Here is a 23,983-nt window from a genome sequence, read left to right as displayed (position 1 = left end):
GAACACCTGACGGAACCGGCGAGAACGCATGTCTGAGCCCCAGAACGGCAGCACGGCCACCTTCGAGCGCGTGGCCGACATCATCGCCGAGACCGCAGACATCCCGCGCGAGAAGATCACGCCCGAGAGCCACGCCATCGACGATCTCGGCATCGACAGCCTCGCCTTCCTCGACATCGCCTTCGCGGTCGACAAGGCCTTCGGGATCAAGCTGCCGCTGGAGCGCTGGACCCAGGAGGTCAACGAGGGCAAGGTCCCGGCCGAGGAATACTTCGTGCTGAAGAACCTCTGCGCCCGCATCGACGCCCTGGTGGCCGAGAAGGCCGCCAAGGCCTGACCCGGCAAGGCCCGACTCGCAGCGAATAGACCGCCATGCGCCTCGAATATTTCGAGATGATCGATTCCGTACGGCTACTCGACCGGGCGGCGGGGCGGATCGAGGCGCTGGCGCGGGTGCCGGAGGCGAGCCCCGTCTTCGAGGGGCACTTCCCGGGCTACCCCCTGGTGCCGGGCGTGCTCCTCACCGAGACCATGGCGCAGGCCTCGGGATATCTCGTGCTGGCCCATCTCGACTTCGCGCTGATGCCGTTCCTGATGGCGGTCGACAAGGCGCGCTTCCGCTCCTTCGTGGGGCCGGGCGCGGAGCTGACCGTCACGGCGAGCCTCGTCCACGACGGCTCGGGCTACGCGGTGACGAAGGCCGCGATCCGGCACGGGGACAAGGCGCTCGCCGACGCGGAGCTGCGCTTCCGCACCATGCCGTTTCCCGCGGAGCTCGACGGGCTGATGCGCGCACGGGCACGCGAGATCGGCCTGACCGAGGCGACCGGATCGAGCGAAGCCAGCGCATGACCCGCCAGAAGACCTGCCAGCAGACCCGCGACGTCGTCGTCACCGGCCTCGGCCTGGTGTCCTGCCGGGGCGAGGGCGTGGCCGCCCATCTCGCCGCGCTCGAATCCGGCACCGCGCCCGCCACCGACACGGAGCGCTTCGCGCCCTACGCGGTCCACCCGGCGCCCGCCATCGCCTGGGACGGGCAGATCCCGAAGAAATCCGACCAGCGCCAGATGGAGGCGTGGCAGCGCCTCGGCGTCTACGCGGCGGGCCTCGCCCTCGACGCGGCGGGCGTGCGGGACGACGCCGCCTTCAAGCAGGGCCTGCACCTCGTGGTCGCGGCGGGCGGCGGCGAGCGCGACTACGCGGTCGACGGGGCGATCCTCACCGGCCTGCGCGACGCGGCCGACCCGGGCGCCTACCTCAACGAGCGGCTGCAGAACGACCTGCGCCCGACCCTGTTCCTGGCCCAGCTCTCGAACCTGCTCGCCGGCAACATCGCCATCGTGCACGGGGTCACGGGGGCGTCGCGCACCTTCATGGGCGAGGAATCCGCGGGCGTCGACGCGCTGCGGATCGGCGCCGCGCGGGTGGCCTCCGGCCAGATCGACGCGGTGCTGGTCGGCGGCTCCTACAACGCCGAGCGGCCCGACGTGCTGGTGATCCACGAGATGGGCGGCTACCTGCGCCGCGGCGCCTACGCGCCGGTCTTCGATCGCGCGGACGCACCGGGCTTCGTGCTGGGCAGTTGCGCGGCCTTCCTGCTGCTCGAATCCGCCGAGAGCGCTTCGGCCCGCGGCGCGCGGGCTCTCGCCCGGCTCGCGCCGGTGGCGAGCGACCTGACCCGGCGCGAGCCGGGCCGGGCGGGAACGAGCCTCGCCGGCCTCTGGTCTGCGGCCGGGTTCGCGGGCCCGGAGGCGGTGGTCTCGGGCGCCACCGGCGTCGCCCCGGTGACAGCCGAGGAGGCGGAGGCGCTCGCCCGCCTCGCGCCGGATATCCCGGTCCACGCGCTCGGCGACCTCATCGGCCATGGACTCGAGGTCGCGGCGCCCTTCGGCGCGGCGCTGGCCACCGCCCTGGTGGCGGAGCGCGGGCTGCGGGAGGTCGCCATCACGGCGGTCGGCCACCGCCGCGGCGAGGGCGTGCTGCGGGTGCTGGCGGCGTAGACCGCGCCCGGCGGTTCCAGACTCGACCTCCGACCCTGCGAGCCTCCACGCCTCGCCGAGCGGCCGGCTTCACACGTCTCTGGCAGACAGCCTTGCGGCTTCCCTCCCCCTCTGCGGGGGAGGAAGAGCGCGAGGACGTAGGGTCGCGTGAACTTGGTCACCGCGCGGAAGAGGATCCGTGGGGTCGGCAGCGCCGCCCCGCGCCCTATCCCCCGTAGCTCTGAACCAGCGATCCGGCCACCAGCCCCCAGCCGTCGACCAGCACGAAGAAGATCAGCTTGAACGGCAGCGCCACGCTCGCCGGCGGCACCATCATCATGCCCACCGCCATGAGCACCGAGGCCACCACGAGGTCGATGATCAGGAAGGGGATGAACAGCAGGAAGCCGATCTCGAAGGCCCGGCGCAGCTCCGAGATCATGAAGGCGGGGGTGACGATCTCCAGCCCCACCTGCTCCGGCCCGGCGGGGACGGGGGCCTTGGCCATGTCGAGGAAGAGCTTCAGGTCCTTCTCGCGCACGTTCTTCAGCATGAAGGTCTTGAACGGGGCGGACGCCCGCTCGAAGGCCTGTCCTTGCGTGATCTGGCCGGCGATCAGTGGCTCGATGCCGGCGCGGTAGGCCTCGCGGCCGGTCGGCGCCATCACGAAGGCGGTGAGGAAGAGCGCGAGGCTGATGATCACCGCGGTCGGCGGCGCGGTCTGGGTGCCGAGCGCCGAGCGCAGCAGCGAGAGCACCACCACGATCCGCGTGAAGGCGGTGGCCATCACCAGCACGGACGGCGCCAGCGCCAGCACCGTGATCAGCGCGACGAGCTGCAGCGCCCGCTCGGTGACGCCGCCCGCGCCGAGATCCACCGTCACGCTCTGCGCGGCGGCGGGCGCGGCCCAGAGGAGGGCGAGACCGGCGAGGATCAGGCCGGCCGCGCGCGATTCCGCGCTCCACCGCTTGCGCAACATCCGCATCATCCCCGGCCGTCCGCCCCCGGCGGCCGCACGCTCGCGCGGCGCGCCTCGATGTTCTGCCAGGCCAGGAGCGCGGGCAGGCCCAGCACCACGTCCGGCACCCGCTTGGCGAGCGAGAGCGCGATCGCCGTGTGCGCGTCGATGCCGAACAGGGCGCAGACCACCACGAAGCCGCCCTCCTGCACCCCGAGGCCGCTCGGCACCGGGAAGGCCGCCGACTTGATCGCCTGGCTCAGGGCCTCGATCACCACGACCTCGGCGAGGCTCGCCTCGACGCCGATGCAGGCGAGCGCGATCCAGATCTCGGCCGCGCCCAGGGTCCAGGCCGCGAGATGCAGCGCGACCGATTCGGCGAGCCGGCCCCGGCGCCCGCCGTGCCAGACCGCGTCGAGGGCGGCCTGGACGCTGCCCTGTCCGGGGCGCTGCGGCTCGGCCTCGCGCACGAAGCGGCGGGAGAGGGCGCCGATCTTCTCCTCGATGAAGCGGGCCGCGCCCGTGCGCTGGACGGCGAAGAAAGCGGCGAGCACGAGCGCCGCGACGGCGAGCGCCCGCAGCATCCAGCGGGCGAGGTCGGCCGCGGCCTCGCCCTCCATGCGGGAGAGGAGCGCGGCGCCGATGCCGGCGAAGAGCGCCTGGGTGCCGACCTGGATCAGCATGTCGGCGAGGATCGAGGCGGCGGCGAGCGCACCGGCCACGCCCCAGAAGGTGAGGAGCCGCCCGCCCAGCACGTCGCCGCCGATCGAGGCCACCGGCAGCAGGACGTTGATGCCCTCGCGCACGTAGCGCAGCACCACGAAGGGACCGGGACCGAGCGGCGCGAGCCCGTCGAGGATGCGCGCCCAGGCGAGCCCGCACAGGAACACGATCAGCGCCCGCACCAGCACGATGCCGACGAGCCCGAAGACCCCGATGCGCCCGAAGGCGGCCCCGATCGCCGCGAGGTCGTTCGTCGCCACCAGCCAGGCGGCGAGCCCCAGCCCCGCCAGGGTGCCGATCAGCGGCAGGCGGCGCAGCAGGGTCCGGCCGAGCCCGCCTCGGGCGGCGGCGGTCACGGCAGGTTCCGGCGCGACCGCTCAGGGCGGCCCGGCAAGCTCGGGGAGGATGTCACGGCGGCGCTCGCTCACGCGGGGGCGCCACGATCCGTCGCGGACATGTCCCCCGGGCGGGCGCCTAGCTTCGCATTGGGGCCGAAATCAGGGCCGAACGCCGGAAAGGCGGCGGTCGGATCCCGCGGATCGACGAGCAGGACCCGCCCGGCCGCGACGCTGGCGCCGGTCGCGACCGCCAGCATCCGCTTGGGGCAGGGCCCGAGGCAGCCGCTCTCGACGATCCGGGGCTTGGCGCCCGTCTTCCCGCCGGCCCGGGCACCGGCCCTGCGGCCGGCGGCCTTGTAGCCGGCCTTGGCGAGCGCCCGCGCCTCTCCCTTGCCGAGGCCCTGGCGCCGGGCGCATTTGCGGCAGACCAGCACCACCTCGGCGAACTTCGCCTTGGCGGTCCGGACCTCGGGGGCAGGGGCCTTCGAGGCAGGGGTCTTTGCGGGAAGGGTCTCGGGTGAAGGGGACTCGCGCATCGCGCCGGGGTACTGCGCGGGGCCGGGACGGCGCAACGGTCACGTCGCCGCTCCCCGCCCACGCCGCCGGCCTGGTCAGCCCGGGCAGGCCGTACGCCATAAAAAGGGCCGAAAAGCGCAGGACTTCCCGGTACGGACGATCGCGGCGGCGCGCATCCGCGCCGGCCCCCTCCGCGCCGGACCATCGCGGCGGCACCAGGACACATCACCGGCATGAGCGTCGACGAAGTCAAGCAGGGCGAGCGGATCCGCGGACTCGTGGATTTCGCGCAGCGCTCGCTGACGGAGCTGCGCCGCGGCGCCGAGACGATCGAGCCGATCCGGACCGAGGGCGGCCGCGCGCTGGTGCAGCGGGCGCGCGAGCGCCTGGCCTGGACGCGGCTGCCCGGCCTCAGGCCGCCCGACACGCGCCCCGTCAGCTACACCCGCGTCCTGCTTTGGCGCTTCGGCCTGTTCGTGGCCCTGCCCACCGCGGTGATCGGCCTCTACCTCTTCGTCTTCGCCTCGAACCAGTACGTCGCCGAGGCGAAGTTCGCGGTGCGCGGCAACGTCGAGCCGATGGAACACTCGAACCTCGGCGAGTTCGCCGCGCTGATCCAGAAGCACAACAGCCAGGACAGCTACATCGTCCGCGACTTCATCCGCAGCCAGACCCTGGTCGCGGCGATGGAGAAGAGCGTCGGCCTGTCGAAGATCTTCTCGCGCGACGAGGCCGATTTCTGGGCCCGTTACAGTGACCCGCAACCGATCGAGGAGCTGACCAAGTATTGGCGCAGCCAGATCGGGGCCCATATCGACGCGATCTCGGGCGTGATCCAGCTCTCGGTCCGGACCTTCACGCCCCAGGACTCGTTGACCATCGCTCAGGAGATCGTCACCCGCGCGGAGCGGCTGATCAACGAGATCTCGCGCCGGGCCCAGGCCGACATGCTGGTCCAGGCCCAGAAGGACGCCGACGTGGCGCAGGCGCGGTTGCGCGAGGCGCACCTCGCCCTCCAACGCTTCCGCAACAGCTGGGGCATCATCGACCCGGTCAAGGCGGCGGAATCGACGATGACGACGATGCTCACCCTGCGCCGGGACAAGATCAAGGCCGAGAACGACCTGCAGGTGCTGCGCGCCTCGAACCTCGACGAGAAGTCGCGCTCGATCCAGGTGCTGGTGGCCAACGTCGCGGCGATCGACCAGCAGATGCGGGACCTGCAGGCCCAGCTCACCCGCGACGGGCTCGGCCAGGACGGCTCGCCCACCATGGCCAACGCCCTCCTCGAGTACGAGGGCCTGATGGTGGAGCGCACCATCGCCGAGAAGCTGCACGAATCGGCCAGCAACCTGCTCGACCGCGCCCGGGTCTCGGCGGGCAAGCAGCACATCTTCCTGGCAGTGATCGAGCCGCCGGTCCTGCCGACCGACAGCCTCTACCCGCACCGGGGCCACGCTCTGTTCGTGGCCTTCTTCTGCTGCGTGCTGGTGTTCTGCTCGTTCTCGCTGATCCTCAGCGGCATCCGCGACCAGCGGATCTAAGGGGCTCCCCCTCCGCTCCCGCGCGGGCGCTGTCCGATCCACACGTCGCCGCGGCACGGCCGGTTCGGACCTCCCGGATGATCACTTCCGGGATCGCGGATCCCCTCTCCCCACCGTGCGGGGGAGGGGATGCGGCGATGACCCGAACCCATCCTCCGGAAACGGTATGAGGCAGGTGGGCGCGCGGCCGAGGGGCCACGATCCCCTTCGTCGGCATGGTGTGCGCCCGCTACGGGGCGGCCGGCAGCGGCGCGGCCACGGCACCTTCGGCAGGCGCAGTCGCGCCGGCCTGCCCGGCGCGGCGCTCGCGGAAATGCGGGATCGCGGCCTCGAACACCGCGTCGGCCGCCGCCCGGTCGCCGGCCTCGACCGCCGCGGCGAGCCGCACCACCCAGCCGTCGAGCCGGGCCCGGTCGGCGAAGACGGGGCGGGCCGCCATCACGCCGTCGATCCCGTCGAGGCTGACTCGGGGCTCCTCGCTGGCGAACAGGATCTCGTTGAGGCGCTCGCCCGGCCGCGCACCGGAATAGGCGATCTCGATCTCCTCGCCCGGCTCGAAGCCGGCGAGCCGGATCATCCGCTCGGCCAGCTCCCGGATGCGCACGGGCTGGCCCATCTTCAGCACGTAGACCGCGGCGTGCTGGTCGGAGGCGCCCTCGTTGAGCGCGCGGGCCTCGCCGTCCGCGTGGGAGGCCGCGGTGAGAACGAGGTCGGCCGCTTCCCGCACGGTCATGAAGTAGCGCACCATCTCGGGATGCGTGACGGTGACGGGGCCGCCCCGGGCGATTTGCGCCTTGAACACCGGCACCACCGAGCCGACCGAGCCCAGCACGTTGCCGAAGCGTACGGCCACCAGCCGGGTCGGGTGGCCGGGGATCCGCGCCTGCTCGGCATCGCGGGCCTGGGCCACCATCTCGGCGAAGCGCTTGGTGACGCCGAGCTGCGAGACCGGCTCGATTGCCTTGTCGGTCGAGATCATCACAAGCGCCCGGGCGCCCGCCGCCGCGGTCGCGTCGGCCACGTTGATCGAGCCGAAGACGTTGGTCTTGATGCCCTCGCTCCAGTCCTGCTCCAGGTAGGGTACCTGCTTCAAGGCGGCGGCGTGGAAGACGTAGTCCGGCCGGAAGGTCTCGAAGATCGCCCGGATCCGGCCCGCGTCACGGATGTCGGCGATGATGCCCCGCGCCCGGCCCCCGGCGGCCAGCACCAGCGGGTGGCTCAGGATGCCGTGCAGCGCCGGCTCGGAATTCTCCAGGACCAGCACCTCGGCGGCCCCGAAGGCCAGCGCGCGAAGGCAGATCTCGGAGCCGATCGAGCCGCCGCCCCCCGTGACGACGACGCGGCGCCCCGCGAGGAAGCGCTCCAGGCGCGGCCGGTCGATCGCGACGGTCGGGCGCAGAAGCAGATCCTCGATCTCGAGCGGCGCGAGCTCCGCCTCGCGCGCTCCCTCGCCGAGGCTCGCCACCCGCACCAGCGGCAGGCCGAGGCGGCGGGCCTGGGCCACCAGAGCGTCCGGCTCGGCCTCGAGCGCGCTCGGCGTGGCGACGAGGCGGCGCACCGGCTGGCCGCGCTCGGCGAGCCGCGCGATCACCCGCTCGAGGTCGTCGAAGCCGCCGAGCACGGGCACGCCGCGCATCATCTGCCCGGCCTCGTCGGCGCGCGGCGACAGGATGCCCTTCGGGGCGAGCTTCCTCACGGAGCCGGATTCGATGGCGCGCAGCAGCACGTCGATGTCGGAGCCGCGCCCGAGGAGCAGGGTCGGCACCGTGGCGGTCCGCGCGCTCGACTGCCGCGAGCGTGTGTATTTCAGGTAGCGGAAGGCGAGCCGCGCCCCCCCGAGCAGGAAGATCTGCAGCACCCAGTAGAGGACGATGGCGATCTTGCCGAAGAAGTAGAACCCGTAGAGGTCGGCCGAGACCAGCACGTAGTCGGTCACCAGCAGCGCCAGCGCCAGGACGCTGGCGGCCCGCACGATCGCGGCCAGATCCGGCAGCGAGGCGAAGCGCCACTTGGTCCGGTAGAGCCGCAGCCGCGCGTAGACGAGGCCAGCGAGCACGAGGAAGGGCGGCAGCAGGAGCGGCAGCGCGTGCAGGCGCTCGTCCAGCTGCGCGCCGGTGAAGCGGAACCAGAAGGTGAGGAGCACGGCCAGCGCCGTCGCCACGAGGTCGTGGACGACCATCACGGCGGTCTTGGCGTGACTCTTGGCGGGGCTTCTGGCGGGGCGCGGCAGCATGGGCGGGGGCGGTATCCGCCGCGGGGACCTGTGCTGTCAACGCGGCGGAAGGGGCGGGCTGAAGGGCCCGGCCCGGGGGCGCCCGTTCAGGTCCGCTCGTAGAGGAGGCGCGCCCGCACCGTGCCCTCGATGGCGGCGAGATCCCGCAGCACGGCGTCGGGCCCGGCGAGACCCGCGTCGGTGTCGATCACCACGTAACCGAGATCGCCGTCGGTCTGCAGGATCTGGCCGGCAATGTTGATGCCGGCGCGGGCGAACACGTCGTTGATGCGGCCGAGCACGCCCGGCAGGTTGCGGTGCAGGTGCGCGAACCGGGCGCCGCTCGGCCGCGCGCTGATGAAGGCTTGAGGGAAGTTGACGGTGCCCACCGTGGCGCCGGTATCGGCGTAGTCCACGAGCTTGCGGGCGACCTCCGAGCCGATGCGCTCCTGCGCCTCTTCCGTCGAGCCGCCGATATGCGGGGTCAGGATCACGTTGGAGAGCCCCTGCAGCGGGCTCACGAAGCGCTCGGCGTTCGAGCCCGGCTCCTTCGGGAACACGTCCACCGCCGCGCCCGCCAGATGCCCGGACGCCAGGGCCGCCGCCAGCGCGTCGAGATCCACCACCGTGCCGCGCGCGTTGTTGATCAGGTAGGCGCCGCGCTTCATCCGGGCGATCTCGGCCGCCCCGATCATGTTGGCGGTCGCCTCCGTCTCCGGCACGTGCAGCGAGACCACGTCCGCCTGTGCGAGCAGCTCGGCCAGGCTCTCGGTCGGCTCGGTGTTGCCGTGGCGCAGCTTGTCCGTGTGGTCGTAGAAGATCACCCGCATGCCCATGGCCTCGGCCAGCGTCGAGAGCTGCGTGCCGATGTTGCCGTAGCCCACGATGCCCAGCGTCTTGCCCCGCACCTCGACCGAGCCCGTGGCCGACTTGTCCCACGCGCCCGCATGCGCCCCCGCCGAGCGCGGCGTGATGCGGCGCAGGAGCATCACGATCTCGCCGATGACGAGTTCGGCCACCGAGCGCGTGTTCGAGAAGGGCGCGTTGAAGACCGGGATGCCGCGGCTGCGGGCGGCCTCCAGATCGACCTGGTTGGTGCCCACCGAGAAGCAGCCCACCGCCAGCAGCCGGTCGGCGGCGGCAAACGCCGCCTCGTCGAGCTGGGTGCGCGAGCGGATGCCCAGGATGTGCACGCCGCGGATCGCCTCGTGCAGCGCCTCGCGATCGAGCGCCTTCGGCAGCCGCACGAGGTTCGTGTAGCCCGCTCCCTGCATCAGCGCGACCGCGCTGTCGTTGATCCCTTCCAGCAGAAGGACGCGGGTGTCGGCGCGGGAACGGGGCAGGGAGGAGGTCATGTGCGGCGCATCGATCGAATGATGCGCCGCACAGATGCGCGTTCGCCGCCGCGGGTCAAGCACCGGCAGCCGGCCTGCGCTCCGGGCGGGCCCTCAAGCGGAACCGGCCCCGTCCGGGGCTTGCGCGGGCCCGCGAGGTTGAACACTCTGCAGAAGTCAGGGACCGGAGAAGATCCGATGCGCAGATCGTGCCGCGCAAGCGTCCGACAGCCGATAGCCGGCCCGGGGGCTGCCCTGTGAGCCGGCGCGGTCCCGAGCCGGAATCGGGTCAGCGGCCCCTGCCAGAATGCCTGACCCGCTTCCTCGACATGCCGACACCGGCCAAGTCGAGGCAGGACACGCTGTCCCAGCCCACCCCATCACCGGCCAAGCCCACGCTCGCCGTGTCGGAGCGGACCGCGGCCCGCCAGCCGAATCGGGCGCTGCGCGGTACGCTCCTCTGGGCGCTCTTGTACAACCTGATCGGGCTCACGGTGGTCGCCCTGCTCTGGCAGGCGATGCCCTGACCCAGGCGCGGCGCCTCAGCGCGCCTCGCTGACCCGCCGGGTCGCGCGCTGCTCCTGCTTGTAGGCCGTGATGGCCGAGGAGCAGGCGGGCGTGAGCTTCTTCATGTTGGCCTTGAAGCAGGCCTCCACCTCCGGGCCGCCGGGGGCGTGCTCGCTGCAATACTCCATGTAGTCGCCGGTGCAGGCGCGCTTGAGCGCGTCGCGGGCCGGGGATTGCTGGGCGAGCGCCGCGGCCGGGACGAGGCTGAGGCCGATGGCGAGGAACGCCGCCTTGCTCGGGGTCATGGGAAGTCCTGTCGTTTCCAGTGCCGCCGGACGGGCCGAACGGCGAGACGGCAGGGCGCATGCCCCCGAAGCATGGCGTCAGCGTGACGAAGCGGGTTCGAGCCCTGCGGGTGGCTCATGCCTCAGCCAGCACCGTAGCCACCTTTTGCGTTGTCCGGGGCGCGGCTCGGGGAATGGTTGTCGTAGCCGCCGGTCTCGGGGCCCGGGTCGGCGGGCGGGGCCGGATGGCCGGGTGTGTTCGGTCCGGCCTCGCCGGCCTCCAAGGCGCGGCGCTCGGCGGCGGAGAGATCCTGGGCCCGGCGGGGTGCGGGCGGCGGGGTGCGGGGATCGTCGGGCTGGGACATCGGCGAAGACTCCGGCTCGTCTAACCGGAGCAAGGCGGCCCGGGCCGCGCCGGTTCCGCGGTTTTGGCGGATGCAGAGAGCGATGAACATCGGTGCCTGGAACGTCGGTGCCTGGAACCTTGGCAATTGAACCTTGGCGATTGAACCTTGGCGATTGAACCTTGGCCGCGACCGGGTCGTTGCCCGGCGGGTCTGCAGGCACCCGAGCGGAGCGGCCTCGCGAGGCGGCGGGCTGGGCGGGCGGGATGCGGGGGGCGAAGACAGGGCAGCGATGAGCGATTTCGCCGATTCCTACCTCGGCGGCCTCCGCCGCCTCGTCGGCTCGCGGCTGCTGCTGGTGCCAGGCACCCGCGTCGTGGTGACGGATGCGGTGGACCGGATCCTGCTGGAGCAGCGCTCCGACTTCCGGCTCTGGGGCCTGCCCGGCGGGGTGCCGGACGCGGGCGAGGACATCACCGCCTGCGCCATCCGCGAGGTTCGCGAGGAGACGGGCCTGCGGATCCGCGATCCCGTGCCGTTCGGCTTCGCCTCGGCGCCCGAGCACGAGACCTGGGCCTACCCGAACGGCGACCGCTGCCACTACTTCACGCTGCTCTACGCCGCCCGCGCGGAGCCCGGCCCGCTGCGGGTGCCGGGCGGCGAGAACCTCGACCTCGCCTGGTTCGACGCGCAGGACCTGCCCGACCTCCTGCCCGTCATGGCCCGCACCCTCGCGGCCTATCGGCGCTGGCGCGAGACCAGCGCCTTCCAGATGCTGTAAGACTCGGCACCGCAGACGAGACCGACGGAGCGTGCGGCGCCGGCGCGGTCGATCCTGAACCGGGCGCCCGACGCCCCTTCAGCCGCGGTTCAACCGGCACCGCCTAGCTTGGGCAGCCTTCCCCGAGCGGCCCGGCGCGGAGCCCCGGCCCGGCGGACGGCGTGCAGAGGCTCGTCCGCATCGTGTGCGCTCCCGTTCTCAGCGGCCTCGCCGCCGCGGTTCACCTGTCGGGCGATCCGGCGCTTCGCTTCGCGCGCAGCGTGGCGGCCCCGCCGCGGCCCCTGCCGCCGCTCTTCCTGCACAGCATCCGCCCCGCGCTCGACTGCGCCTTCGGCACGGAGGACGAGGCCCATTTTCCCGACGCCCTCGCGGCGCTGGTCGCCCGGCTCCGCGCCAACCCGGTCTCTGCGGCCTTCGAACCCGCGACCGCAGAGGCCTGAGGGCCGCGCCGGAAGGGCCCGCCGGAATTCATGACGGTTTCATCCCCTTGCCGAAAGGTCACGTCGCGTCCCGGGAGAAAACGGGGTACATCCGCCGGTCGATGCCTAAACAATCGGCACCTGCGGCTGGTCGTCCGTGAGCGTACCATGCCAGACTCCGATCCGGACCCGATCGGCCCCAGGCTCGAAGGGAGGTGGACGTCCATGACGAATCCGGACCCGGACAAGCCGCCGGCGATCGACCGAACCCGGCGCCTGATCGCCGAGATGCGTCAGGTCATCGAGGATGCGCGCCTCTCCGTGCTCGCTGCGCGGGACCTGCTGAAGCAGTTTCCGCGACCCGAGGGCCCCGCCCCGGCGGATGGGCCAGCGGACGGCCGGACCGATGGACCTGCCGCATCGCCCGATGACGGCCTCCTCATGGATCCGACGCTGCGCCTCGTCGACACGCTGCTCGACGCGCACAACCTCGCGAGCCTGGACGGCGATCCCGAGACCCGGGCCCTGCTGGAGACGGCGCTTCTGCGGGTCGGGCAGCGCCTGGCGCGGCAGGCAGGTCCGCGGGCCGCGGGGCTGGTCCTCCAATAGTCAGCAGGTTAGAAGGGAGGAGTCCGGCGGGCGGTGTGTCCGGAAGCCATCGCAACCGCGAGACATCATGGCCAAGAACACGCTGAAGGACAGGGCCGCGGCCGCTGCCGCTCTGACCCGCATCGCCGACTTCCTGGACGTGCCGATCGCTGCTTTCTACGAGGTCCCGCCCGGGGCGAACGGCGCCGCGGCGGCGGATCCGGACCGGCAGGCCGAGATCCGCGAGCTGATCCGGCAGTTCCAGCGGCTGCACGACCCGCGGGCGCGGGGACGCTGCCTGGCCTATGTCCGGCGCCTCGCCGACGAGGCAGGCGGGACCGCCCCGCACAAGCCCGGCTCGGAAGGCGCCGCTACCTCCGGCCTCGGCGGTTCGTGAAGCGTTAACCTTCGGGGCGGAGAACCGGACCGAGGGGCTGGTCCCGCCCGGAGACGATTGTTTGATCCCACGACCGAGGCTGCTCGCCGCAGCCGCGCTCCTCGCCGCGCTCGCGCTCGCCTTCGGGCGCACGCCGCCCAAGCCGCAGGATCCGTGCTCGGAGCGCCCCCGGGCCTATCCGTGCGCGCTGTTCGGGCCGGCACCGATCGCCACCGCCCCGCTGCGACCCGAGACGGACACGGTCCCGGCGGACGGCACGTCGTAGCAGGGCGGCAAGCCCCGGCCATTCCTCGACCGCGCCGGCGTTCAGGCGACGAGGTCGCGATAGGCGTGGCTGCGGCGCAGCCACGCCCCGGCATAGCCGCAGAGGGGCACGATCCGCACGCCCTCCGCCCGCGCCCGCTCCGCCACCGCGCGCATCAGCCGGTCGGCGGTGCCGGTCCCGCGCAGGGGCGGAGGCGCGTAGACGTAGGCGATGACGAGGCCCTGCGGCCCGCGACGGTAATCGGCGTAGGCGGTCAGGCCCCGCTCGGTCAGCTCGAAACGGCTCAGGGCGCGGTTGTCGTGCATCGGGTCCTCCGCGAGTGACGGCCGTGCGGCGCTCGCCTCCGGCCAACGCCGCATCGCTCCGGATGGTCCCGCTCGCCGCCGCGGCACCGGCCGCTATCTGGGGGCACCGACAGGAGGTGCACAGGAGGTGCCATGAGCGAACTGCCGGACGACAATCTCGACCACTACGCGCTGGGCTTCTACGCCCTGGGCAAGGGCGTCGCCCGCGACGCGTGCCCCTACGCCGCCGGCACCCGGGCCGAGGCCGACTGGCACGCGGGTTACGATGCGGCCGCGCGCGGCGATCCGGAGCCGGCGCCCGAATCCCGGCAGGGGGCATGATGCGGCAAAGGGCGTGATCGAGGCCGCCAGCGTCCTGCACTGGGCGGGGCGGCCCGCTCCGTGCTTCTCGCCACCGCGTGTGGGAGAAACGGGAAGACAGCCGCGATGCAGTGGTCAGCCGCCTACGCCGCCTACAACGTGTTTCGCCGTCGCCAGTACCCGGCCTTGCGCTGCGCCGTGCGCCAGGACTGCCCGGTGCCGAGCTTCATCCAGGGGGTGATCTGGGAGTACGGTGGCACGGTGATGGAGGAGCGCCCACCGGAGGGCTTCCAGCCCGGAGACGCACAGGCCGCGACGGAGCGGGCCGGCTACTACCTGTTCCGGGCGCCCGGCGGCCGGGCCTGAACGGCCGGACCGTCCTAAAAGGCGGCGGCCAGCTGGGTGCGGACAGCCTCGCCCACGGCGGCGACGGTCTGGGCCACCGGATAGTCCGAGAGATAGACGCGGCAGCCGACGAGGAGCAGCGCGAGCCCCCAGAACACCGCGGCGACCGCACGGTGACCGGCGCCGTCGCGCAAAGTCGCGGGAGCGGCGGTCTGGGAGGTCTCCAAGGGCTCGCCGAACGGGTCGAAGCACACGGCCTCGGCAGAGCCCTGTCCGGAACCCTCTGCGAGCGAACTGTTCGCGGTCTGACGCATGAACGGACATGTCGCGCGCGGGGAGGGCTGGATCAAGGAACGGGTTTTTCGAAGATTCAGCGCCCGGGAGAACGCCGTGCTCCGGCGAAGCGGCTCCGTGGAAGATTCTACCGCGCCCGCCCGTCCGGCGGCGAATCGGGCCGCGCCAGCCCGTCTGGCGCGCAGCTCCGGCCCGTGCCAGAGGCCCCGGATGCCGACCACCTTCGCCGCCTACGCCGCCGCCGCGCTCGCCGAGATCGTGGGCTGCTTCGCCTTCTGGGCTTGGCTCCGGCTCGGCCGCTCGGCCCTGTGGCTCGGGCCCGGAATGCTCAGCCTCGCGCTGTTCGCGTGGCTGCTGACCCGGGTCGAGGCCGAGGCGGCGGGGCGCGCCTACGCGGCCTATGGCGGCGTCTACATCGCGGCCTCGATCCTCTGGCTCTGGCTGGCGGAGGGGCGCCGGCCGGACCGCTTCGACCTCGCGGGCGCCGCCCTGTGCCTGGCCGGCACCCTGGTGATCCTGCTGGGGCCGCGCGGGCGCTGAGCCGCCGGCCGAGCGAGGAGCTGGGCGCGGGGCTGGGCGCGGCGCGGACCTGCATCATATCGCAGGTCCGCCACGCACGCGGAGCCGGCCATGTTCATCCTTCTGTCGATCTGCCTCCTGGCGCAGCCCAGCACCTGTAAGGAGGACCGGATCGACCTATCCTACGAGGCGCGCAGCCCCTTCGTCTGCCTGCGCAACGCCCAGAGCGCGCTCGCCGCGTGGCAGGAGAGCCATCCCGAGTGGCACGTGGCGCGCTGGCGCTGCGTCGCCCGCGGGAGCCAGCCGCGGGACCTGTAGGCGGCGGACCGACCCGCCGCGCCCGGGACCCACGATCGCTGCGGCGCGTTCCGGGCAGAGGCGCCGCAGCGCGCGGCGCGACAGCCCAATCCCGGAGACCCGTCCCGATGGCCGCCCCCCTCGAACCCGCCGCCTTCGCGGTGCCCGCCGTACTGCTCTCCGGCTCCGTCGATCACGCCATGTATCATGCCTTCCGGCAGCAGCTCGCGGCGGCTGCCGAGCGCGATCTCGTCGTGGTCGAACTCTCGACGCTGGGCGGCGACCCCGAGATCGCCCGCATGATGGGCGAGGACATCCGCTTCCACAGCGCGCTTGAGCCGGAACGCCGCTTCGTCTTCCTGGGCAAGGCGGCGATCTACTCGGCGGGCACCACCTTCATGAGCTTCTTCGCGCGGCAGAACCGCTACCTCACCCGCGGGACGCGGCTGATGGTGCACGAGCGCAAGCTCGACAAGACGCTGAAGCTCAACGGGCCGCTCACCACCTGCGTCGCCACCGTCAAGGCCGCGCTCCACGAGATCGAGACCTCGATCGCGATCCAGAACGAGGGATTCGCCAACCTCGTGACGGGCTCGCGGGTGAGCCTAGAGGAGGTGCTGCGGCGCGCGCCCGAGAACTGGTACGTCGAGGCCGGGGAGGCGCAGGAACTCGGGCTGATCGAGGCGGTGCTGTAGGCGCCTCTAAAGCACCGCCTCGCCGGGCGAGGGCTCGGCCGCGGCCGCGCCCGCCTCGGGCGGCGCGCCCGTCACCGGGACCGCCTCGGCCAGGGTCGCCACGAGGTCGATGAGGGCGCGCCGCTCCGGCGCGGCCGGGTCGCCGTCGAGGAAGCGGGCGAGCCCGATCCGCTCGGGCGCCCCGCCCGCCTCGTGCAGGACGAAGACCTCCCGGTCCTCGCGGGCGAGCGACCAGCGGGCGCCCTCCGGGCTCGTGTGCAGCAGGCGTCGCGCGCTCATGGTCCCCATTCCCCCTCAGTAGCCCCGCCAGAGCCCCGGCGTCGCGATCTCCAGGAGATGGCCGTCGGGATCGCGGAAATAGAGGCTGCGCCCGCCGCGGGGCCAGCGGGTGCGCCCCTCGACGTCGATGCCGGCCTCGGCAAGGTGCCGCTCCCAGTCCGGCAGCGCCTCCGCGCCGATCGCGAAGGCGACGTGCTGCGGCCCCGAGCCGTCATGGGGCGGGATGGTGCCGCCGGGAATCTCGATCGGCTCCAGCGAGCCGCCGCGCGGGAAGAGCAGCAGCACGCCGCGACCGCCCACGTCGTAGGCCCGCATCCGGGCGTCCTCGTGGATGCAGGGCAGGCCCATGGTGCCGCGGTAGAACGCGTCGGCGCGGGCGAGATCCGCTACGTACAGGACCGTCTCCAGGACACCGTCGAGCGCGGGCATGCGGTCACCTCCGCCGGGTCAACGCGGCATGAGCCGGTCTTGGTTTCCAAAGGTCGAGACCTTTGGCGGGTGCAGGGCAGAGCCCGCTTCGTCGCCCGCCGTCCGGCTCGGCCGGAAGGCGGGCGACGACCCCGGGGTTTCGCGCCCCGGACCCCGCCCAAGGGTGTGATACCCTTGGGGATCCCCAAACCTCAGCCCGCGCGGCGGCGGACGGCGACGACCCGGCTCAGCACGTGCGAGAGTTGCTCGACCGAGTAGGGCTTGTGCAGCAACTCGAAGCCGTGCGTGCCCTCCTGGGCGAGCACGTGGCTGTAGCCGGAGGTCAGCACCACCGGCACCTCGGGCCAGCGCCGCCGGATCTCGCCCGCGAGGTCGACCCCGTCGCGGCCCGGCATCACCACGTCGGAGAAGACGACGTCGAAGCGGCCGGGCTCGTGCTCCAGCGCCGCCACCGCCGCGTCGGCGTCGCGGACCCAGACGGTGCCGTAGCCGAGCTCGGCCAGGGTCTGGGTGGCGAAGCTGCCGACCTCGGCATTGTCCTCGACCACCAGCACGCAGGTGCCGTGGCCGCTGCCGGGCGCCAGTGCGGGCCCGCTCGGCAGGGCGGCTGCGGCGGGCGCCTCGGCGCGCGGCAGGTAGAGCGTGAAGGTGGTGCCGCGCCCGAGCGCGCTGTCGACCGTGACCTCGCCGCCGGACTGCTTGGCGAAGCCGAAGACCTGGGAGAGGCCGAGGCCCGTGCCCTGGCCGACGCCCTTGGTGGTGAAGAAGGGCTCGAAGATGCGCGCCAGCACCTCCGGCGCGATGCCGGTGCCGGTGTCGCCGATCGAGACCGCCACGAAGCGGCCCCGCACCGGCATCTGGCCGCGCGAGGCCGGCACGGATTCGGCTGCCGCGACCGCGATCGTCAGCGTGCCCTCGCCCTCCATCGCGTCGCGCGCGTTCACGGCGATGTTGACCAAAGCCGTGTCGAACTGGCTCGGATCGGCGTGGACGTAGCAGGGCTGCTCGGGCAGGCGCACGCTCACCCGGATGCGGGCACCCGTGAGCGTGCCCACCATGTCGCCGATTGCGGCCACGCTCGCGCCCGCGTCGAAGGTCTCGGGCTGGAGCGCCTGCCGCCGGGCGAAGGCGAGGAGCTGCCCGGTGAGCTTGGCGGCCCGGTCCACCGTGTCGGAGATCGCCAGCACGTAGCGGGCGCGCCGCTCCTCGGGCAGCTCGCGCCGCTTCAGGAGGTCGGTCGAGGACCGGATGACGGTGAGCAGGTTGTTGAAGTCGTGGGCGACGCCCCCCGTGAGCTGGCCCACCGCCTCCATCTTCTGCGACTGGCGCAGAGCGTCCTCGATGCGCTCGCGCTCGGCGATCTCGGCGGTCAGGCGGGCGTTGGCGGCGGCGAGCTCGTCCAGGCGCCCGCGCTGCTCGGTGAGGTCGGTGAGCACGCCGCAGAGGAGCGGTGCCTCGCCGTCGCGCTCCAGCCGGGCGAGGGAGAGGTGGACCGGGTGGAGCGCGCCCTCGGCATCGCGGAAGCCGATCTCGGCCCGGGCCGGAGCCTCGGCCGCCCCGGCGACGAGCGCGTCCAGGGCGTCGGCGTCCTCCGGCAGCACGAAGCGGCGGAGCGGCTGGCCGATCAGTCGCTCCTGGCGCAGGCCCAGCATCGCGGCGAGCCGGCGGTTGCCGTAGAGCAGCGTGCCCTCGGCCGAGAGCGTGAAGGCGCCCTCCTGGATCTGCTCGATCAGCACCCGGTAGGGCCGGTCGGCGTTCTCCAGGGTGTAGACGAGGCGCTCGCCGTTCGGGCCCTCGACCACGACCGCGTCGAAATCGCCCCGGCGGATCGCCGCCAGCGTGTCCTCGCTCTCCTCCAGCCGCGCTTCGAGCTCCGCGATGCGGGCGCGGGCGGCGGCGAGTTCAGCGCTCATCGGCACAGGCCCCGACCGCCCCGGGCGCTCCCTCGGGCGCGTCGAGGCCGAGCCCCTGGAGGACGCGGCGCGCGTCGGTGAGATCGCCGGCCACGCGCCGGGACGGGCCGGGGCTCACCCGCACCAGGGTCGGGGCGGCGACCACCCGGTCGGCCTCGGCGAGCTGGGGCTGCTGGTAGAGGTCGACGACCTCCAGCTCGTAGCCGGGCAGGTGCGCGTCGCGGAGCTGCCGGACCGCCTCGACGGTCCGGCCGGAGCGCGGCGCGGTGCCGGCGATGAACAGGCGCAGCAGCGGCCGGCCAGACGCGGGCGAGGTCCCGGCGCTCAAGGCGCGTCCTTCGGGCGGATGTCGAGGCCGACCAGCACCTTCTCGGTGTTCGAGAGGTCGCCGATGATGCGCTTGAGCGGAGAGGGCAGGCGGCGCACCAGCGTCGGGATCGCCAGGATCTGGTCCCCGGCGGCGAGCTGCGGGTTCTGCATCAGGTCGATGACCTCGATGTCGTAGCGGCCGGCCAGGTGCTCCTCGCAGAAGCGCCGCAGGTTCGCCGTCGCGGCGAGCGACTTGGCGGTCTGCCCGGCCACGTAGAGGCGCAGGTGGTAGTGGTTCGGGTCGAGATCCGCCTCGGCGGCCGCGTCGGGGTCCGGCCCCGTCTCCAAGCTCTTGTCGCTCATCGGGCCGGTCCTCAGCTCGCCGCGCCGCGCCGGGCCGCGCGCTCGCGGCGCTCGGCCTCCAGCTGGCTCTCGCGCGCCTCGGTCTCGCCGAGGAGCACGCTCTCCTCTTCCTCGGCCGCCTCGAGCCCCGCGCGCAGCTCCGCGATCTGGCGCTCGAGGGCGTCGCGGCGGCGGACGATCTCGCGGCGGCGGCGCTCGGTCTCCTGCCGGAGCCGCAGCACCTCGGCCCGCTCCTCGGCCTCCCGGACGAGGCGGGCGGTGCCGGTGAGCACGCCCGCCGGACCGATATAGGCCTCCACGAGCTCGATGCCCGCCGACGACATCCGGAACTCGCGCACCTGGTGCGAGTGGCTCATGCCGCGGGCCTTGATGACGTAGAGCGTGCGGGTGCGCTCGCCGTTCGCCTCGACGTTGAGGAGCTTGACCCAGGCATCCATCAGCGAGGAGACGCCGAACTCGTCCTGGGCGTCGAACCCGCCCTCGGTGCGCAGGCTGGTGAACACGGCCGTGATGCCACGGCTCTTCAGGAGATCGACCATGCGCAGCAGGGTGGCCTGCAACTCGCTCGCGGGGCCCCGCAGAGCCGAGAGCGGGTCGACCACGACGAGGCTCGGGGCGAACAGGTCGATGTCCCGGTGCATGCGGGCCAGATGCGTCTCCAGCCCGTAGAGGCTCGGGCGGGCCGACTCGAAGCGCAGCAAGCCGGCATCGACGTGGGCCTGCAGGTCGAGGCCGATCGAGCGGGCGTTGCGGGCGATCTGCTGCCCGCTCTCCTCGAACACGAAGGCCATGCAGCGCTCGCCCCGGGCGCAAGCCGCCGCGACCATGCTCGACGAGATCATGGTCTTGCCGGTGCCGGCCTCGCCCGAGATCAGGATGCCGGAGCCGCGGTGGAAGCCGCCGGGCTCCAGCATGGCATCGAGGCCCGGGATCCCCGACGAGATCACGCCCTCGGTCACGCCGTAATCGAGGTCCGCCGAGGTGACCGGCAGGACGCTGATGCCCTCGGCATCGATCAGGAACGGATACTCGTTGGTGCCGTGGGCCGAGCCGCGGTACTTCACCACCCGGAGGCGCCGCGTGGTGATCTGGTCCTCGACCCGGTTGTCGAGCAGCACCACGCAGTCCGAGACGTACTCCTCCAGCCCCTGGCGGGTGAGCTGGCCGCCGCCGCGCTCGCCCGTGATGATCGCGGTCAAGCCCCGGTCCTTGATCCAGCCGAACAGGCGGCGCAGCTCGGCGCGCAGAACCGTCTCGTCCGTGAAGGCGGCGAACAGGGTCTCGATCGTGTCGAGCACCACGCGCTTGGCGCCGATGGAATCGACCGCGAAGCCGAGGCGGATGAACAGCCCCTCCAGGTCGTACTCGCCGGTCTCCTCGATCTCGCTGCGCTCGACCCGGACGTGGTCGACCGCGAGCTTCCCCTCGGCCACGAGGCCGCCGATGTCGTAGCCCAGCGAGGCGACGTTCGCCGCGATGTCCTCGGCGCGCTCCTCGAAGCTCACGAAGACGCCGGGCTCGCCGAAGAGCGTCGCGCCGTTGATCAGGAAGGTGGTGGCGAAGAGCGTCTTGCCGCAGCCGGCCGCGCCGCAGACGAGCGTCGGCCGCCCGGCGGGAAGGCCCCCGAAGGTGATCTCGTCGAATCCCGTGATGCCGGTCTCGACCTTGGCCAGCGCCGGCCTGCGATCGCTCGCCACTGTTGACCTATCCCCGGTTGCAACCGCCCGGTCCGGCCGTACTGCATAGGCGGGGCCGCAGCAATACAAGCCACCGTCAGCGTCCGCGCAGGATCCCGGCGAGGAGTGCGGGGGTGACCCGCGCCAGGAGGCCGGCCCCGCGCAGGGTCTCGGCGGCCTCCGCGGGCGCGCGCCGCGCCGCGGCCCGCGCGAGGCGCAGCGGCACCTCGGCGAGGAAGGAGGCCGCCAGGAGCGCCAGCGCCGTGGCCCGGCCGTGGTGCTTGGCGGCGTACTGCACCCGGGCGCGCAGGATGTAGAACAGGCGGTGCGCCCGCGCCTGCCGGGTCGTGCCCTGGCCCGCATGGCCGATCACCGCCCCGGCCACGTGCCGGACTGCCCAACCCGCAGACCGGGCGCGCCGGCACAGATCGACGTCCTCGTAGTAGACGAAGAAGCGCTCGTCGAAGCCGCCGAGCCTCTCGAACAGGGGGCGCCGGATCATCAGGAAGGCGCCCATCACCTGGTCGACGGCGCGGTCCTCGGCATGGTCCCACTCGGTCATGAAGTGGGGCGGCACGAGGCCGAGCCGGTCGAGGGCGAGCGCCTGGCCGAGGAGGCTCGCGGGGGTGGGCGCGCGGGCGCAGCTGCGCTCGACCGTGCCGTCGTCGGCGATCTGGCGGGCGCCGACGATGCCGGTACCGGGATCGGCGAGGAGGGCGGCGCGGGCCGCGAGCAGGGCCGGACCGTCCGCCCGGGTGTCGGGGTTGAGGAACAGGATCGTCTTGGCGCTCCCCGCCGCCGCGCCGATGTTGCAGGCCCGGGCGAAGCCGAGGTTTTCGCCGTTTCGGATCACCCGCACCGCGAACCTCCCTTCCCCCTCCGCGGGGGAGGGGGACGCGCGGTGATCGATGCGCGCGAACGCCTCCAGAGCCTCGGCCGACCCGTCCGTCGAGGCGTTGTCGACCACCACCACCCGCAGGTCGAGCGCCGCCGCGGCGCGCGCGAGGCTCGCGACGCAGGCCTGCACCAGCGCGCCGCCGTTCCAGTTGACGATCACCACGTCGAGGGCGGCGTGGGCGGTCACGGCAGGGGTCACGGCAAAGGTCAAGGCAAATCCCGGGGCGGCCCGAGGCGGCCCAGGAGGCCGTCGCGCAGGGCTGCGAGGAGGCGCAGCAGCACGCGGGGGCGGAAGCCTGCGTCGCGCCAGTAGAGGAGCACCTGCACCGGCAGGTAGGCCCCCTGGCGCAGCTTCCAGCCGGGCGGCAGGTGGGGCAGGCGCAGGCCGTAGGCGCTGTTGCGCAGGTAGGTCGCCATGCGGAACAGGGGCTGGCGCGGCATGGCGAGGCCGAAGGGCCCCCGGATCGTGCCGCTGCCGACATGGTGGGCGAGGCCGGCCTCCGGCGCCATCCAGCAGCTGTAGCCCCGGGCCCAGGCGCGGAAGCACCATTCGAGATCGACCGCGTCGATGAAGTAGTCGGCGCGGAACGGGCCGACCTCGGCGAAGGCCGCGAGATCCACGAGCGAGCCGGAGGTCGCCAGGAAATCGACCGGCACCAGCCCGTCGCGCGGGGCCGTGCCGGCGCGGACCGGGTAGGCCGGCGCCTTGTGGCCGGGCCCCGCGAGCGGGCGCGGCCCGATCACGGCGGGGGGCGGATGCGCGCCGGCGAGCCTCACGGCCGCGTCGAGGAGCGCGCGCAGCATCGCGCCCTGCGGGCCGGCATCCTGGTCGAGCAGGAGGAGGTGGCGGGCACCCGAAGCGGCCGCCGCCTCGGCGAGCGCGTTCAGCGCCGCCCCGATGCCGACGTTGCGGCCGGCCGAGAGCAGCCGGATGCCGGCGCGCGCCAGCGCCTCGGCCGCGCCCGCGGGCAGGCCGCCGTTGTCGAAGGCCAGGACCGGTCCCGCGCCGGCAGTCGCGAGGCGGCAGGCCGCCTCGACCTGCGCGGGGCTCGGCCGGAACAGCGTGAGGCCGACGGCGACGCTGGCAGGGTCGAGGCTTGCGGGCTCGTTCCCGGGCACCGTCTCGCTCCTGACCAGTCCCGCGCCGGTCGGACACGCCGGCGCGCGTCATTGGCCGCCTGGGCGGGCGCGGTCAACCGCGGGCGATCAGGCGATCAGGCGGCCCGCGCCGAACAGGAAGCCGAACACCACCATGATGAACAGGATCAGCCCGGCGATGATCGCGATGGTCTGGAACGACTGTCGCTTGGCCCGCTCCGAGTAGGCGGCGGCGCGAGGGGTCGTCGGATCCTGGGGCGTGTCGGGCATGGGCGGCGTCCGTTCGGTCGAGAGGGCGACGGGGGGTCAAAGCCGCAGGCGGGAATCGGCTCCCGCCGCGCGCGTGCTCGGGCGCACGCGGCATCACGCGGCATGCGACAAGCCGGGCCGTGTCACCCGATCTCGTACTGGATCGGCTTGAAGGCGTAGTTGTTCGACTGGAGCGCCGAGCAGGCGGTCAGCCCGACGATCAGGTCCTCCCGCGCCTCGAAGGTCACGTGGTCACCCGCCCGGCTCAAGGGGGGGCGGACCTCCAGCGCACCGCTGGTGCCATCGACCGCCACGTTCATGAAGACGTTGAAGGCCACCGGGATCCGGTCCGGCCCGATGCCGTAGGGCGCGAGCGCGTGGGCGAGGTTGCCGAAGCAGCCCCGGTGGGGCTCGGTGTCGCCGTAGATGATCCGGAACGTGTCGGCGGAGCAGGGGGTCAGCAGGAAATCGTGCCGCCCGACCGTGTCGGCCACGATCTCCAGGAGGACGTTCGACCGGTTCGAGTAGATCTTGTCGCCCGTCGTCAGGAAGATCCGGCTGGCGTAGTCGAGGGTGCGGCCGGACGAGATCACCTCGTCGGTGTCGTCGCGCCGGAAGGCCAGGAGGTCGGCCACCTGCTCGCCCTGCGGATCGATCACGGTGAGGCGCTGGCCCCGGTCGAGGGTGAAGGCGGTGCCGGAGCGCGGCGGGATCTCGTGACGCATGGTGGGGCGGGTCTCGGGCTTCGTCTGCGGATGATGCGCGGGGCGGGCGCCCCGGACGGCAACGCGGCAGGTGGCCGAGCGTCACCGGGAAAGCGTCACCG

Annotated in this window: 34 protein-coding genes; 15 read left to right on the top strand and 19 right to left on the bottom strand. The window is 73.0% G+C overall.

Annotated features, from left to right (window positions below; all coding sequences use genetic code 11):
• Positions 1–28 precede the first annotated feature (28 nt).
• From DK427_RS18355 to DK427_RS18345, 3 genes are read left to right on the top strand one after another with little or no spacing between them, the layout of a single operon-like run.
• Positions 29–337: an acyl carrier protein gene (locus tag DK427_RS18355; RefSeq protein WP_066918869.1), complete on the top strand. Its 309-nt coding sequence runs from the start codon at positions 29–31 to the stop codon at positions 335–337.
• Between the two features lie 35 nt (positions 338–372).
• The gene (locus DK427_RS18350) at positions 373–852 is read left to right on the top strand and encodes a 3-hydroxyacyl-ACP dehydratase FabZ family protein (protein WP_109952519.1); all 480 of its coding nucleotides are present in this window, start codon (positions 373–375) and stop codon (positions 850–852) included.
• The gene (locus DK427_RS18345) at positions 849–2,000 is read left to right on the top strand and encodes a beta-ketoacyl-ACP synthase (protein ID WP_109952518.1); all 1,152 of its coding nucleotides are present in this window, start codon (positions 849–851) and stop codon (positions 1,998–2,000) included. The genes DK427_RS18350 and DK427_RS18345 overlap by 4 nt, the downstream gene beginning before the upstream one ends.
• Before the next feature lie 205 nt (positions 2,001–2,205).
• Here the strand turns inward: DK427_RS18345 and fliP are convergent, their stop codons facing one another.
• The 3 genes from fliP to DK427_RS26750 all read right to left on the bottom strand — a co-directional run bounded on the left by fliP (position 2,206) and on the right by DK427_RS26750 (position 4,570).
• The gene (gene fliP / locus DK427_RS18340) at positions 2,206–2,964 is read right to left on the bottom strand and encodes a flagellar type III secretion system pore protein FliP (RefSeq protein WP_425452602.1); all 759 of its coding nucleotides are present in this window, start codon (positions 2,962–2,964) and stop codon (positions 2,206–2,208) included.
• On the bottom strand, positions 2,964–4,016 hold the full coding sequence (locus DK427_RS18335; RefSeq protein ID WP_245930626.1) for a lysylphosphatidylglycerol synthase domain-containing protein: 1,053 nt from the start codon (positions 4,014–4,016) through the stop codon (positions 2,964–2,966). Before DK427_RS18335 ends, fliP begins: the two co-directional genes overlap by 1 nt.
• A gap of 68 nt (positions 4,017–4,084) precedes the next feature.
• Entirely contained in the window at positions 4,085–4,570 is a 486-nt protein-coding gene (locus tag DK427_RS26750) for a hypothetical protein (RefSeq protein ID WP_204165184.1), read from the bottom strand.
• A gap of 177 nt (positions 4,571–4,747) precedes the next feature.
• Here DK427_RS26750 and DK427_RS18325 point away from each other — a divergent pair, with 177 nt between their 5' ends.
• Positions 4,748–6,058, top strand: a complete 1,311-nt coding sequence (locus DK427_RS18325; RefSeq protein WP_109952516.1) for a KpsE/RkpR family capsule polysaccharide export protein — start codon at positions 4,748–4,750, stop codon at positions 6,056–6,058.
• Positions 6,059–6,287: 229 nt separating this feature from the next.
• On the opposite strand, the gene DK427_RS18320 is transcribed toward DK427_RS18325, so the two are convergent.
• Positions 6,288–8,291: an SDR family NAD(P)-dependent oxidoreductase gene (locus DK427_RS18320; protein ID WP_109952515.1), complete on the bottom strand. Its 2,004-nt coding sequence runs from the start codon at positions 8,289–8,291 to the stop codon at positions 6,288–6,290.
• Between the two features lie 86 nt (positions 8,292–8,377).
• A complete protein-coding gene (gene serA, locus DK427_RS18315) occupies positions 8,378–9,625 on the bottom strand; it encodes a phosphoglycerate dehydrogenase (protein WP_109952514.1) in 1,248 nt (415 codons plus the stop codon).
• Positions 9,626–9,933: 308 nt separating this feature from the next.
• Between serA and DK427_RS18310 the strand changes: the two genes are divergently transcribed.
• Positions 9,934–10,131 (top strand): hypothetical protein, encoded by a 198-nt coding sequence (locus tag DK427_RS18310; protein WP_162559831.1) that lies wholly within the window; start codon positions 9,934–9,936, stop codon positions 10,129–10,131.
• A 15-nt stretch (positions 10,132–10,146) separates the two neighbouring features.
• Here DK427_RS18310 and DK427_RS18305 read toward each other — a convergent pair whose 3' ends face one another.
• Both DK427_RS18305 and DK427_RS18300 read right to left on the bottom strand, forming a co-directional pair.
• Entirely contained in the window at positions 10,147–10,416 is a 270-nt protein-coding gene (locus DK427_RS18305) for a hypothetical protein (RefSeq protein WP_066918924.1), read from the bottom strand.
• Between the two features lie 122 nt (positions 10,417–10,538).
• The gene (locus DK427_RS18300) at positions 10,539–10,760 is read right to left on the bottom strand and encodes a hypothetical protein (RefSeq protein ID WP_109952512.1); all 222 of its coding nucleotides are present in this window, start codon (positions 10,758–10,760) and stop codon (positions 10,539–10,541) included.
• 271 nt (positions 10,761–11,031) lie between these two features.
• On the opposite strand from DK427_RS18300, the gene DK427_RS18295 reads away from it, so the two are divergent.
• The 5 genes from DK427_RS18295 to DK427_RS18275 all read left to right on the top strand — a co-directional run bounded on the left by DK427_RS18295 (position 11,032) and on the right by DK427_RS18275 (position 13,189).
• Positions 11,032–11,520, top strand: a complete 489-nt coding sequence (locus DK427_RS18295; protein ID WP_109952511.1) for an NUDIX domain-containing protein — start codon at positions 11,032–11,034, stop codon at positions 11,518–11,520.
• A 161-nt stretch (positions 11,521–11,681) separates the two neighbouring features.
• A complete protein-coding gene (locus DK427_RS18290; RefSeq protein ID WP_109952510.1) occupies positions 11,682–11,960 on the top strand; it encodes a hypothetical protein in 279 nt (92 codons plus the stop codon).
• A 204-nt stretch (positions 11,961–12,164) separates the two neighbouring features.
• On the top strand, positions 12,165–12,548 hold the full coding sequence (locus DK427_RS18285; protein ID WP_109952509.1) for a hypothetical protein: 384 nt from the start codon (positions 12,165–12,167) through the stop codon (positions 12,546–12,548).
• Between the two features lie 67 nt (positions 12,549–12,615).
• A complete protein-coding gene (locus DK427_RS18280) occupies positions 12,616–12,924 on the top strand; it encodes a hypothetical protein (protein WP_204165183.1) in 309 nt (102 codons plus the stop codon).
• Between the two features lie 61 nt (positions 12,925–12,985).
• Positions 12,986–13,189, top strand: coding sequence for a hypothetical protein (locus DK427_RS18275; RefSeq protein WP_109952508.1), 204 nt, complete (start codon positions 12,986–12,988; stop codon positions 13,187–13,189).
• Between the two features lie 41 nt (positions 13,190–13,230).
• Here the strand turns inward: DK427_RS18275 and DK427_RS18270 are convergent, their stop codons facing one another.
• A complete protein-coding gene (locus tag DK427_RS18270) occupies positions 13,231–13,494 on the bottom strand; it encodes a GNAT family N-acetyltransferase (protein ID WP_109952507.1) in 264 nt (87 codons plus the stop codon).
• 132 nt (positions 13,495–13,626) lie between these two features.
• On the opposite strand from DK427_RS18270, the gene DK427_RS18265 reads away from it, so the two are divergent.
• Together DK427_RS18265 and DK427_RS18260 are read left to right on the top strand one after the other, a co-directional pair.
• Positions 13,627–13,815, top strand: a complete 189-nt coding sequence (locus DK427_RS18265; protein ID WP_109952506.1) for a ribosome modulation factor — start codon at positions 13,627–13,629, stop codon at positions 13,813–13,815.
• 105 nt (positions 13,816–13,920) lie between these two features.
• Positions 13,921–14,160 (top strand): hypothetical protein, encoded by a 240-nt coding sequence (locus DK427_RS18260; protein WP_109952505.1) that lies wholly within the window; start codon positions 13,921–13,923, stop codon positions 14,158–14,160.
• Between the two features lie 14 nt (positions 14,161–14,174).
• Here the strand turns inward: DK427_RS18260 and DK427_RS18255 are convergent, their stop codons facing one another.
• Positions 14,175–14,453, bottom strand: coding sequence for a hypothetical protein (locus tag DK427_RS18255; protein WP_162559830.1), 279 nt, complete (start codon positions 14,451–14,453; stop codon positions 14,175–14,177).
• Between the two features lie 190 nt (positions 14,454–14,643).
• On the opposite strand from DK427_RS18255, the gene DK427_RS18250 reads away from it, so the two are divergent.
• The 3 genes from DK427_RS18250 (at position 14,644) to DK427_RS18240 (ending at position 15,944) form a co-directional block, all read left to right on the top strand.
• Positions 14,644–14,973 carry a YnfA family protein gene (locus DK427_RS18250; RefSeq protein WP_109952503.1) on the top strand — a complete coding sequence of 110 codons (330 nt, stop codon included), beginning with the start codon at positions 14,644–14,646 and terminating at the stop codon, positions 14,971–14,973.
• A gap of 90 nt (positions 14,974–15,063) precedes the next feature.
• Positions 15,064–15,270 carry a hypothetical protein gene (locus DK427_RS18245; protein ID WP_109952502.1) on the top strand — a complete coding sequence of 69 codons (207 nt, stop codon included), beginning with the start codon at positions 15,064–15,066 and terminating at the stop codon, positions 15,268–15,270.
• A 107-nt stretch (positions 15,271–15,377) separates the two neighbouring features.
• Positions 15,378–15,944 (top strand): peptidase S14, encoded by a 567-nt coding sequence (locus DK427_RS18240; protein WP_109952501.1) that lies wholly within the window; start codon positions 15,378–15,380, stop codon positions 15,942–15,944.
• Between the two features lie 6 nt (positions 15,945–15,950).
• Here DK427_RS18240 and DK427_RS18235 read toward each other — a convergent pair whose 3' ends face one another.
• The 10 genes from DK427_RS18235 to DK427_RS18195 all read right to left on the bottom strand — a co-directional run bounded on the left by DK427_RS18235 (position 15,951) and on the right by DK427_RS18195 (position 23,882).
• Positions 15,951–16,223, bottom strand: coding sequence for a hypothetical protein (locus tag DK427_RS18235; RefSeq protein ID WP_162559829.1), 273 nt, complete (start codon positions 16,221–16,223; stop codon positions 15,951–15,953).
• A 15-nt stretch (positions 16,224–16,238) separates the two neighbouring features.
• Positions 16,239–16,652: a VOC family protein gene (locus DK427_RS18230; protein ID WP_109952499.1), complete on the bottom strand. Its 414-nt coding sequence runs from the start codon at positions 16,650–16,652 to the stop codon at positions 16,239–16,241.
• A gap of 191 nt (positions 16,653–16,843) precedes the next feature.
• Positions 16,844–18,565 carry an ATP-binding protein gene (locus tag DK427_RS18225; RefSeq protein WP_109952498.1) on the bottom strand — a complete coding sequence of 574 codons (1,722 nt, stop codon included), beginning with the start codon at positions 18,563–18,565 and terminating at the stop codon, positions 16,844–16,846.
• A complete protein-coding gene (locus DK427_RS18220; protein ID WP_245930625.1) occupies positions 18,555–18,893 on the bottom strand; it encodes a circadian clock KaiB family protein in 339 nt (112 codons plus the stop codon). The genes DK427_RS18225 and DK427_RS18220 overlap by 11 nt, the downstream gene beginning before the upstream one ends.
• Positions 18,890–19,237: a circadian clock KaiB family protein gene (locus DK427_RS18215; RefSeq protein ID WP_109952497.1), complete on the bottom strand. Its 348-nt coding sequence runs from the start codon at positions 19,235–19,237 to the stop codon at positions 18,890–18,892. The genes DK427_RS18220 and DK427_RS18215 overlap by 4 nt, the downstream gene beginning before the upstream one ends.
• Positions 19,238–19,248: 11 nt before the next feature.
• Positions 19,249–20,934, bottom strand: a complete 1,686-nt coding sequence (gene kaiC / locus DK427_RS18210) for a circadian clock protein KaiC (RefSeq protein WP_109952496.1) — start codon at positions 20,932–20,934, stop codon at positions 19,249–19,251.
• Positions 20,935–21,010: 76 nt separating this feature from the next.
• Positions 21,011–21,997: a glycosyltransferase family 2 protein gene (locus DK427_RS18205; RefSeq protein ID WP_204165341.1), complete on the bottom strand. Its 987-nt coding sequence runs from the start codon at positions 21,995–21,997 to the stop codon at positions 21,011–21,013.
• Between the two features lie 20 nt (positions 21,998–22,017).
• On the bottom strand, positions 22,018–22,929 hold the full coding sequence (locus tag DK427_RS18200) for a glycosyltransferase family protein (protein ID WP_109952494.1): 912 nt from the start codon (positions 22,927–22,929) through the stop codon (positions 22,018–22,020).
• A gap of 87 nt (positions 22,930–23,016) precedes the next feature.
• Positions 23,017–23,178 carry a hypothetical protein gene (locus tag DK427_RS26445; protein WP_162559828.1) on the bottom strand — a complete coding sequence of 54 codons (162 nt, stop codon included), beginning with the start codon at positions 23,176–23,178 and terminating at the stop codon, positions 23,017–23,019.
• 122 nt (positions 23,179–23,300) lie between these two features.
• On the bottom strand, positions 23,301–23,882 hold the full coding sequence (locus DK427_RS18195) for a DUF1989 domain-containing protein (protein ID WP_109952493.1): 582 nt from the start codon (positions 23,880–23,882) through the stop codon (positions 23,301–23,303).
• Between the last annotated feature and the right edge of the window lie 101 nt (positions 23,883–23,983).

The organism is Methylobacterium radiodurans (assembly GCF_003173735.1).
Taxonomy (GTDB): Bacteria; Pseudomonadota; Alphaproteobacteria; order Rhizobiales; family Beijerinckiaceae; genus Methylobacterium; species Methylobacterium radiodurans.
This window is presented reverse-complemented; position numbering and strand designations above follow the sequence as displayed.